Consider the following 9296-nt stretch of genomic DNA (forward strand, 5'->3'; position numbering starts at 1 on the left):
GAAAATAGAGACGCATAATCAAACGTCTCTAGAGAGGAAACCCATAAATTGTAAAACTGAAAAATGAAAATTGAAAATTTAATTTTATAAAATAAATATTATTTAGTCAGGCACTTTACTTTCATCCAGTACTTTTGTTGTTGTTGTAGAAACTTTGGTTGGAATCTGGTAATTCCAGGATTTCTTGCGTAGTCTACCTCTAGTAAGAAGTGTTTGACGAGCGCATTCAGAACTGAATGATTGCTTACAACTTGAGATACACGACGGGAAATGACGACTCCGGAAAATTTTAAAAAATAACCGGCTACAAGCCGGTAAAAATTTTGGAACAACAAACGTGCTAAGGCGTGTCTCTACACCAGAGAGTAGAAAACATTAGGCAAACGCTGAAAAATCTATATTGGGCGGAATATCCTGAATACGCCCTTGACCGACAGCACGCAATGCTTCTCTAAGAGAAACGTCCCCTGTATACAGCGCACGACCAACAATCACACCAGTCACACCTTGTGATTCTAGCGCCAACAGACTCAGCAAATCGGTAACAGAACTCACACCACCAGAAGCAATGATTGGAATGGAAATTGTCGCTGCGAGCGATCGCAATGCTTCTATATTTGGTCCAGAAAGCGTCCCGTCACGATGGATATCAGTATAGATAATGGCGGCTGCTCCCAATTCTTGCATCTGTACAGCCAGTTGAGTTGCGAAAACTTCCGAGGTTTCTTGCCACCCGCGAGTTGCTACCATTCCATTACGAGCATCTATACCAATAACAATCTGTTCTGGAAATTCTTGGCAGAGTTCTTGCACAAGCTGGGGTTGTTCTACGGCTACAGTTCCCAAAATAACGCGTTGTACCCCTATGTTGAGTAGCTGTTGTACGCGAGAGCGATCGCGCACTCCTCCACCAATTTGAATGGGTACTGACACGGCTTGAGCGATCGCCTCAATTGCTGGCAGATTTACTAGTTTACCTGTTTTCGCCCCATCCAAATCGACTACGTGTAATCTAGTAGCCCCCTGTTCAACCCACTGGTTTGCTACCTCAACTGGGTTGTCGCTGAAAACTTGGGATTGTTCATAATCTCCCTGATAAAGTCGCACACAGCGACCTTCTAGTAAATCTATCGCTGGAATAACTTCCATATAACTTTTCCTTTTTAAAAGACTCCCCTCCCAGTTTAAGATGACATATGGTCTTGGAGGCTTATTCATGTGCTCATCCAAAACTCAATTTTTGTTTGCCGAATCACTCGCCAAAATTTCTAATAACGCGTTTCTATAAATCTTTAAGCCTTCTGCATTGAGATGATCGCCATCACTTGTTAAATTGTCTTTTAAAACATTATTTTCATATAAAGGTTGTACACCGGATGATTTAACTGGTACATTTTCCGTTGTTCCAACTTGATTCATCACAGTATTAATTTCTTCCACTTTAGACAATGGGGCTGCTATACTCGGGTCTTTACTAGCAGCAACTGTTGAGTAGAAAGCAGGAATCAGAAAAATCTCTTTAGTTCCCATTGCTCGTACTAGAGAGATCGCCTCTTTCAATTTTTCGGTAAATAGCTCATTACTCAGCCCATACCAAGCATCATTTCCACCAATAGCAATAATAGTTTTTTGGCATTTCACTTTACCAAGAGCTAAAATTTCCAGTTGTTCAACTAATGAAATTGTACTTAACCCATTTAAGGCAAAATTAAAAGTTCCCTCACCAAGAGAATTCCCAAGTTGAGCAGAAACAGAATCTCCAAATAAGCAGCCTGAGAATTGCTTACCTTGGCTCGCTAGTGTTTGATACTGGGTTGCAATGTGCCATATAGGTGTAGAACTTAAGTTATCCTTTGGTGGCAAATTAGATGAGTTAGAAAATAAACGTGATTGACTTAGAATGTCTAGAACTGTAGGCACATCCACGACTAGTTTTTCACTAGGATAGGCTTCCAGAAAACTAATAATTCCCAAGCCCTTTGTTGATTTCGCTCCTAGGATAATTGCGGCTCGTAGTGCTTCTTTGGCAGCTTTATCACGACGTATAACACTTTTGGAACCAACAGATAAAAGCATTTTACCAATACCACTATCCAATAGCTTATCCACAGCCACAATATCAAGAGACATTTTTATCTGAAGTGCCTCTTGTAACATCTTTTGCTGTTTAGGCTTTAGGTAACTCAGGAAAGATTTGAGATTAGAAGAAACTTGTTGAGTTTCGGCATAATTCCGTAAATCTTGTAGAGGAAGTGATTGCTCAAAAAATCCATACCTGACAACAAATTGTTCCGCTGCAAAACTAAAAGATGAACTAAGAATACTATCAACAGCTAGAAATCCTACACAGCCTGAGAAACACAACAGAGAACGACACAAAAACTTAATTGCTAAAGATCTTTTCAATGACATAAATGATTTTTTCCAGGTTGGTAAAACATTTCACTTATCAGTTCTTTTACGGTTTCCTGAAAATATGATTTGGCAATTTTACTCCTGAGAAAAAGTTGGGGATGACAAATTTTGCGTGGAAGAATTAGAAGCCTTCACTTGTTGCTTTTGAATGATAGCTTGTCGAAAACCCAACACAACCAAGATATTAGCAAGCGTCAAGAAAAATTCTGCGCTTCCGTGCAGCCAATCAACATTTGCCAAAGCCTTTCCATAATGCACTTGAGCATAAATCCCCGCTGGAATGGTGACGGCGACAAAGACAAGAGTACCGTAAAAACCATACAGCGCCAAACGAGGCATTTGTGGAGTGCGGCTGATAAACCACAAGAAACCCAAGTAGGGAAACAGGGAAAGGGCAAAGAGGGTTTCTTTTGAAATCATTGCTTTGATTCTATAGTTTTGGTCGAGACGGAATTATTTGCAGTTTCGGCAGACTTAGTGGAACGCCAAATCCACACCGCCGCTGCCCAAAGGGTAAAATTACCCAATAAAGTCATACTAGCTTGCAGTGTGACCAACCATTCTAGAGATTCTGCATTATCAAAATAGTGCCAAGTGCAAGCACACATGGCGCTAACCAAAGCAGGTAACATAGCAAAGGACAATGCCCACCAAGCGCGGTTACCATTAACTTCACCGTATTTCCAAATTAACCAAATGGCGGCAATCCACTCAATAACACTAGATACGTGAATAATCCAAGTAGGAATCGAAAGAGCGTTCATAAAAGTCAAAAAGTCAAGAGTCAAAAGTTATAAATTAAAAATCAAAAGAAAAAATGCGGGTACTACTGTCTGGATATTACGGTAAGGGAAATGGTGGGGACGAAGCTTTGTTAGCAACGCTTCTACAGATGCTACCACCATCAGTCACACCTGTGGTTCTCTCTGGCAATCCAGAGGAAACTAACAGTCGCTATCGTGTGGAAGCGTGCGATCGCATGGCACCATTAACCGTACTACAAGCTTTGCGCTCCTGTGATGCCTTTATTTGGGGTGGTGGTAGCTTAATTCAAGATACAACCAGTGCTGTTAGTCCATTTTATTATGGGGCAATCATGACATTAGCCCAAAAAATGGGTTTAAAAACCATTGCTTGGGGACAAGGAATTGGTCCTGTGAAGCGTCCTGTGACTCGTTGGTTAGCACGGCAAAATTTTGGTGGTTGTACAAAAGTGAGTGTGCGCGATCGCGCTTCTGCAGCATTACTCACTGATTGGCAAATTCCTTTTATCTTAGCTCCCGATCCAGTTTGGGCGCTGCAAAGTAAACCAGTTCCCGGACTTTGGGATTTACCTGCTCCCAGAGTGGCGGTGACTTTGCGAACTCATCCCCAGTTAACCCAAACACGCCTTGCTAACCTGACTCGCGCACTTGTTGATTTTCAAAAAGCCACACAAACTTTTATATTATTGTTGCCTTTTCAAAAGAGTGAAGATTTAGAGATAGCCCAAGCAATTCAACCGCAACTTAAAGATGTCAGCAAAATTATGTGTTTGGAAGAACCGGAACTTTTAAAAGGAGTGTTTCGCGGCGTGGAAATGGCGATAGGAATGCGTCTACATAGTTTGATTATGGCAGCAAGTGAAGGTTGTCGCTGCTTTGCTCTCAGTTACGACCCCAAGGTGAATCGATTGATGGAAGATTTGGATATGCCTGGTTGGGATTTGGCGAATTTGCCAGATGATCCTAATTTCATTAGTAAAACATGGATGGAGCATTACGCCAATGGCGATCCATTGTCAGCAGAAAAAATTCAGTCTTTGGTAGATAGAGCGCTGATTCACCGTGAAGTATTGAGCGAAGGACTCACTGTAAATTCGATCAAGTGAATTTTGGTCAATTGTATTTGAATCGTATTTGATTAGACTCCTCACAACTGTACAACTCAAACTTATGTCTTTCATCTTCTCACCAATGAACTTTGAGAGTGCATGTGTTATTCTGACTTGGCAATATGACGAGCCGTATAACTTCTACAACTTAGACTCTGGTGAAATCTCCGAGAGTGTACAGCAATTTTTGGATCCCCACAATGCTTATTACACGATTACCAATGGTCATAATGATCTTATAGCCTACTGTTGCTTTGGACCAGATGCGCGAGTTAGTGGAGGTGATTACAGTGTCGAAGCAGTCGATGTTGGGCTTGGTATACGTCCGAACCTGACGAGGCGGGGACTTGGTCTTCGTGTAGTTGATGCGGTAATGAATTTCGCTCAAAACAAATTTACACCCATTCTGTTTCGTGTTACAGTCGCTGATTTTAATAAGCAGGCGTTACGGATATGTGAAAAAGCCGGATTCCAGACAGCCCAAAGGTTCCAGAGAGATCTTGATGGAAAAGATTTCGTAGTCTTGACGCTAAAGGATAACGAACGATGAAAAATCTTGAAAAAGAATACAGAATGTAGAACTCACCAACTCAGAATGCAATTAGTACGGCAGTTCTTGGCAAATTTAACTGCCTATGATGAACTTGAACACGTTTCATTAACAAAGGCTTTTTTAAATAATCCGCAATCGTTTTTAAGACATTTATAAACTATCAAAAGTTCATTCATTTTTTACGCTCAAGCACAATAAATTTCTTATGTGGGCAGACAAGATGTCCAACCCACAAGAGTTGATAAAAATTGTACATAGCAAGATAGCTACGCTGCTATTTCCTCAACTTCAACTTCCAACCGATTCTTTGCCAATCGGTCATAATTCATTCGCAACAGTTCTAACAGTAAAGGTACGTTCTCAACACCATGAATGTAGAAAGAAATCCAACCGCTTTTTGGATAGATCTGATGGAGTGAAGCTTTACCTGATTCTACGAGTTCTTTACGTATGCGAGCTGTAAAAGGAATATCTGCTTGATAATCTCCATGCAGGTGACCAATTTCTCGACCATTGACCTGAAACTCTATACCACCAAAGCGATGAGGTGCGACAGTTACACCTTGCCAAGTTTGTACTTCCTGCACGATTGTGACTTTTATGTTACTCATAGCTATCATTTCTCCTGAGGCATGACTCAACCTTATACACTGATTGAAACGTAATGATTATGACTTGCAATAAGCTGAGGTAAAGGGCGTAATGTATTACGCCCCTACATCACACAAGCCAAAACTATTAATTAATGCTTATGCTGCAACAGCTTCCTCATAAGGAACAAAAGTTTTCTTAGAAGCATTACAAATAGGACAGTGCCAATCCTCTGGAATTGCCTCAAACGCTGTTCCAGGAGCAATTCCAGAATCAGGATCGCCTTCTACGGGATCATAAATCATCGAACACTGGCGGCAAATCCATTTCTGGGTTGCAGGATTATCGCTTGCTGCTTTCGGTGCGGGAGCAACTCCTTCCAGAGCTTGAAGCGCTTCTGTATACTGGTTAGCATGATGATGTTCGATGGGTGTCAGCAATCCAAAGTTGTGTGCTGCTTTGCGGAAAATTTGAGCGTGTTCACGGGACTCTGCTTGTTGTGCTTCAAACTCGACAACTGCCTTATGATCTCTATCTGTACGGGCGGCTTCTGTAAACTCTGGGTACATGGTGGTATACTCATAAGTCTCGCCCTCAATCGCTAACTCTAAACAACGAGCTGCGATCGCTTTCTTTTGCTCCTCACTCAATGAAGCCACATCATCCACCACCAACTCTGGATGCATTAACCGGAAGTGAGCAAAAGCGTGTTCTGTCTCCTGATTTGCTGTTTCCCGAAACAGCTTTGACACTTCAGTCATCCCCAACTGGCGAGTGACTTCTGCAAAGAACAGATACTTACGATTCGCCATTGATTCCCCTGCAAAAGCTTCAGACAAGTTCTTTGCAGTGTTCGAGTTTGATAAATCCATTGTGTTTTGCCTCTCCATTCTTCTCTCAAAGACTACCGTGATAATGGCAGTCCATCTAAAGCGTACTCGTAATGAGTTCGTACTATTTTATTGTACTCATAACGAGTATGAAATGGGAGAGTTTTCACAATATTTTTCTGCTGGCTAGTCGAAAAATCTATGTGGCTCACCCAGTGTCAAAGCTGGGTTATCTGCCAAACGACCATCTTCCATGTAAACGATGCGGTCAGCAATGTCGAGAATCCGGTTGTCATGTGTGACCAAAAGAATTGTACAGCCCTGCTGCTTTGCTAGTTTCTGCATCATCTCCACAACATCTCGTCCGGATTTTTTGTCAAGGGCGGCTGTGGGTTCATCGGCTAGGACAATTTTGGGATGGCTTACAAGAGCACGGGCGATCGCCACTCTTTGCTTCTGTCCTCCAGAAAGGCTATCTGCATAGTAGTCTACGCGATTTCCTAACCCAACTGCTTTGAGAATATCAGCGGACATCCCATCTATATCCTGTTCCAAGTATTCATCATGCAGTTCTAAAGACATTCGTACATTTTGTTTAGCTGTTAGGAACGTGAGTAGATTGTGTGCCTGAAAAATGTAACCTATTTGCCGCCGCACTTGCATCATTTGCTGTTGATTTGCTCTACACATTTGTTGATCAAGAATTGTAAGACTTCCTTCTTGCGCTGAACGTAAACCTCCCATGAGAGTCAGTAATGTGGTTTTACCAGAACCAGAAGGACCAGTCATAATTACAATCTCTCCTGGATAAATGTCGAGATTAATATCAAACAAAGCTTGTTTGCGAAGTTCTCCCTCACCAAAATAGTGGTTCAGGTTGCAAGCTGAAATAATCGGTTTAGTTAGTATCGATTGATTGAGCGTGGTAGTGAAAGTTTGGTTTGGCATGGTTGTTTTTTTTTGATTCTAAGGTTTTCATGATTAACAGTTAAGGGAAAGAAAGCTTTTGCTCAACGATTTCGCCTATCGACTTCTCTTTTAACTGCAGTCAGAATATCACCCAATGAATCTTTGAAAAGATTGTAGAATATTTTCTTTGGGGTTCCCGATTTTGGTTGAGCCTCCACTACCTGCGTAATTAAAACTTGATTCGCTTTTGCGCCAGAATAAGGAGCTACAGGTTCAATTTTCCAGTATCCATCTAAGCTTTGTAAATCTCCATCAATTTGACGGAAATCTATGCGATTTTTTGCAGTTTCAGTAATAGCTGACCGGATTCGTGATTGAACATTCATTAAAAATACCTGACGCGTATCTACCTGCTCCACAACTTTCTGATTGCCATTCACTTCAAGTACTTTACCCGACACTGTATTCGGCAAAAATTTAGAAAAGTTGTCATAATCAGTCAGCACTTCCCAAGCAATATCTGGCGAAGCTGTCACCAAAACTTTAGCAGTATATTTTCCTTTTTCTCCAGTGACTAAAGCCTGACCATTTCTCAATTTTACCCGTTCAGCAACAGGTAATTTATCAACAGGACTATTAAATAATTCAGCATAGACAGATGGGGTGACTGCAATTGTAGCTATCACAGAAAAGTACCCTGCAAACAAACAACTACGCAAGAATTGCGACATATGGTCATTCCCTCGATTTAGATCTGTCAATTGACATCTTCCCACCTCCAAGCCCGTAGGGCTAAGCAGTTTTGAATAGGAGTACAGACTGTAAAGTCAAGCAAGAGCAGTGTGATCAACAAAATTGTCTGCGTCATAACTTCAGCATCCATAACTTGAACTCTTTAGAAAATGTCTGCTGGATCGGCTGACTGTAACTTACGCATGGCGATTCCACCCGAAACAACACACATTATAACTGTCAAAAACAATACTAAAGCAGTACGACTCGGTGTCATGCCAATAGGTAACAGAGTCGCAGTTCCAGCAATCAAGTACAACCCACTGGAAAGAACAAATCCTGGTATAAAACCCATGATTGCCAAGATGAGGGACTCTTGAATGAGAATGCTAACGAGGAAAGTATTGCTGTAGCCCATTGCTTTCAACGTGGCGTATTCAGGTAAGTGTTCTGACACATCAGAGTAGAGAATTTGATAAACAATCACAATTCCCACGACAAAGCCAATGATGGTTCCAAGTCCAAAAATGAAGCCAGTAGGAGTGCTACTCGACCAGTATTTCTTCTCTCGATTGGCAAATTCCTCTCGTGTCAGTACTAAGACATCGTTTGGTAATGTAGCTCGTATCTGAGCCTGCACTTGTTTAAGATTCACGCCAGGTTTTAACGAAATCAGACCAACATCAATTTGCTCTGGTTTGCGCTCAGTAAACAGACGGATAAAAGTAGAATCACTAGTAATCATAGTGCCATTTGTTCCGAAAGAGACACCGAGTGTAAACAATCCAGTAACCCAAATTTGTTTATTTTTTACCTGAATCAAAAGCGGAGAAGACTGTTGAAAAAGGGCAGGAATATCGCCGAATTCAGGTCGCCCTGCTCGGTCGTATAACACTCGATTTAGCGGCTTGAGTTTGTCTATCTGCTGATTGACCTCCGGTAACGTAAATGCAGGTTTAGCAGGGTTAATACCAAGCGTCAGAACTGTGCGTTCACTTTGATGGTTTTGGGGATTACGCCACTGAGCACTACCAACGTATAAAGAGTTAATAGACTTGACTCCCTCAAATCCTGCGGCTTGATATAAACGCTCTCTTGGAAAACTCTTGAAGGACTGCACAGCTTCAGACTGTGGATTAATGAGGAACAAATCTCCTCGCAGTGTATTGTGAAAATTCGCTGCAGAGTCATAGAGCGCGTCATTGAGTCCAAGTTGGACAAACATGAGGACATCTGCGAAGGCAATTCCTGCTAAAGCAACGGCGAGACGCGTTTTCTCTCGTCTGACTTGCAACCATGCTAGTGGTGTTTTACAAAAGAGTTTACGGAACATTTCAGAGGTGCGATTCGTTACTAGCTGAATCACGGTAATCAGTCCGCACATAAGCTAGTC

The 9296-nt window shown here is 41.7% G+C and carries 11 protein-coding genes; 2 read left to right on the plus strand and 9 right to left on the minus strand.

Features of this window, described 5'->3' with window-relative positions:
* Positions 1-375 precede the first annotated feature (375 nt).
* From hisA to DP116_RS24330, 4 genes are all read right to left on the minus strand, one after another.
* On the minus strand, positions 376-1149 hold the full coding sequence (gene hisA, locus DP116_RS24315) for a 1-(5-phosphoribosyl)-5-[(5-phosphoribosylamino)methylideneamino]imidazole-4-carboxamide isomerase (protein WP_169157603.1): 774 nt from the start codon (positions 1147-1149) through the stop codon (positions 376-378).
* Positions 1150-1233: 84 nt separating this feature from the next.
* Positions 1234-2412, minus strand: a complete 1179-nt coding sequence (locus DP116_RS24320; protein ID WP_211173485.1) for an SGNH/GDSL hydrolase family protein — start codon at positions 2410-2412, stop codon at positions 1234-1236.
* Positions 2413-2490: 78 nt separating this feature from the next.
* Complete coding sequence (locus DP116_RS24325; RefSeq protein ID WP_169157604.1) at positions 2491-2835, minus strand: DUF3593 domain-containing protein; 345 nt, start codon at positions 2833-2835, stop codon at positions 2491-2493.
* Positions 2832-3179, minus strand: coding sequence for a DUF2499 domain-containing protein (locus tag DP116_RS24330; protein ID WP_169157605.1), 348 nt, complete (start codon positions 3177-3179; stop codon positions 2832-2834). Before DP116_RS24330 ends, DP116_RS24325 begins: the two co-directional genes overlap by 4 nt.
* Positions 3180-3232: 53 nt before the next feature.
* Between DP116_RS24330 and csaB the strand changes: the two genes are divergently transcribed.
* Entirely contained in the window at positions 3233-4285 is a 1053-nt protein-coding gene (csaB, locus tag DP116_RS24335; RefSeq protein WP_169157606.1) for a polysaccharide pyruvyl transferase CsaB, read from the plus strand.
* Positions 4286-4349: 64 nt separating this feature from the next.
* Complete coding sequence (locus DP116_RS24340; protein WP_169157607.1) at positions 4350-4838, plus strand: GNAT family N-acetyltransferase; 489 nt, start codon at positions 4350-4352, stop codon at positions 4836-4838.
* A 269-nt stretch (positions 4839-5107) separates the two neighbouring features.
* Here the strand turns inward: DP116_RS24340 and DP116_RS24345 are convergent, their stop codons facing one another.
* The 5 genes from DP116_RS24345 to devC form a co-directional block, all read right to left on the minus strand.
* Positions 5108-5452 (minus strand): luciferase domain-containing protein, encoded by a 345-nt coding sequence (locus DP116_RS24345; RefSeq protein WP_169157608.1) that lies wholly within the window; start codon positions 5450-5452, stop codon positions 5108-5110.
* A gap of 138 nt (positions 5453-5590) precedes the next feature.
* Entirely contained in the window at positions 5591-6304 is a 714-nt protein-coding gene (locus tag DP116_RS24350; RefSeq protein ID WP_169157609.1) for a rubrerythrin family protein, read from the minus strand.
* A gap of 144 nt (positions 6305-6448) precedes the next feature.
* Positions 6449-7210 carry a DevA family ABC transporter ATP-binding protein gene (locus tag DP116_RS24355; protein ID WP_169157610.1) on the minus strand — a complete coding sequence of 254 codons (762 nt, stop codon included), beginning with the start codon at positions 7208-7210 and terminating at the stop codon, positions 6449-6451.
* Between the two features lie 62 nt (positions 7211-7272).
* Positions 7273-7902 (minus strand): SRPBCC family protein, encoded by a 630-nt coding sequence (locus DP116_RS24360; RefSeq protein ID WP_169157611.1) that lies wholly within the window; start codon positions 7900-7902, stop codon positions 7273-7275.
* A 164-nt stretch (positions 7903-8066) separates the two neighbouring features.
* Positions 8067-9236: an ABC transporter permease DevC gene (gene devC / locus DP116_RS24365; RefSeq protein WP_169157613.1), complete on the minus strand. Its 1170-nt coding sequence runs from the start codon at positions 9234-9236 to the stop codon at positions 8067-8069.
* Positions 9237-9296 lie beyond the last annotated feature (60 nt).

The organism is Brasilonema bromeliae SPC951, assembly GCF_012912135.1.
GTDB lineage: Bacteria > Cyanobacteriota > Cyanobacteriia > Cyanobacteriales > Nostocaceae > Brasilonema > Brasilonema bromeliae.

Excerpts from the sequence above, each read along its gene's own strand:
- hisA (WP_169157603.1), bottom strand. The coding sequence starts at position 1,149 with ATGGAAGTTATTCCAGCGATAGATTTACTAGAAGGTCGCTGTGTGCGA.
- DP116_RS24325 (WP_169157604.1), bottom strand. The coding sequence starts at position 2,835 with ATGATTTCAAAAGAAACCCTCTTTGCCCTTTCCCTGTTTCCCTACTTG.
- devC (WP_169157613.1), bottom strand. The coding sequence starts at position 9,236 with ATGTTCCGTAAACTCTTTTGTAAAACACCACTAGCATGGTTGCAAGTC.
- DP116_RS24355 (WP_169157610.1), bottom strand. The coding sequence starts at position 7,210 with ATGCCAAACCAAACTTTCACTACCACGCTCAATCAATCGATACTAACT.
- csaB (WP_169157606.1), top strand. The coding sequence starts at position 3,233 with ATGCGGGTACTACTGTCTGGATATTACGGTAAGGGAAATGGTGGGGAC.
- DP116_RS24345 (WP_169157608.1), bottom strand. The coding sequence starts at position 5,452 with ATGAGTAACATAAAAGTCACAATCGTGCAGGAAGTACAAACTTGGCAA.
- DP116_RS24330 (WP_169157605.1), bottom strand. The coding sequence starts at position 3,179 with ATGAACGCTCTTTCGATTCCTACTTGGATTATTCACGTATCTAGTGTT.
- DP116_RS24350 (WP_169157609.1), bottom strand. The coding sequence starts at position 6,304 with ATGGATTTATCAAACTCGAACACTGCAAAGAACTTGTCTGAAGCTTTT.
- DP116_RS24320 (WP_211173485.1), bottom strand. The coding sequence starts at position 2,412 with ATGTCATTGAAAAGATCTTTAGCAATTAAGTTTTTGTGTCGTTCTCTG.
- DP116_RS24360 (WP_169157611.1), bottom strand. The coding sequence starts at position 7,902 with ATGTCGCAATTCTTGCGTAGTTGTTTGTTTGCAGGGTACTTTTCTGTG.
- DP116_RS24340 (WP_169157607.1), top strand. The coding sequence starts at position 4,350 with ATGTCTTTCATCTTCTCACCAATGAACTTTGAGAGTGCATGTGTTATT.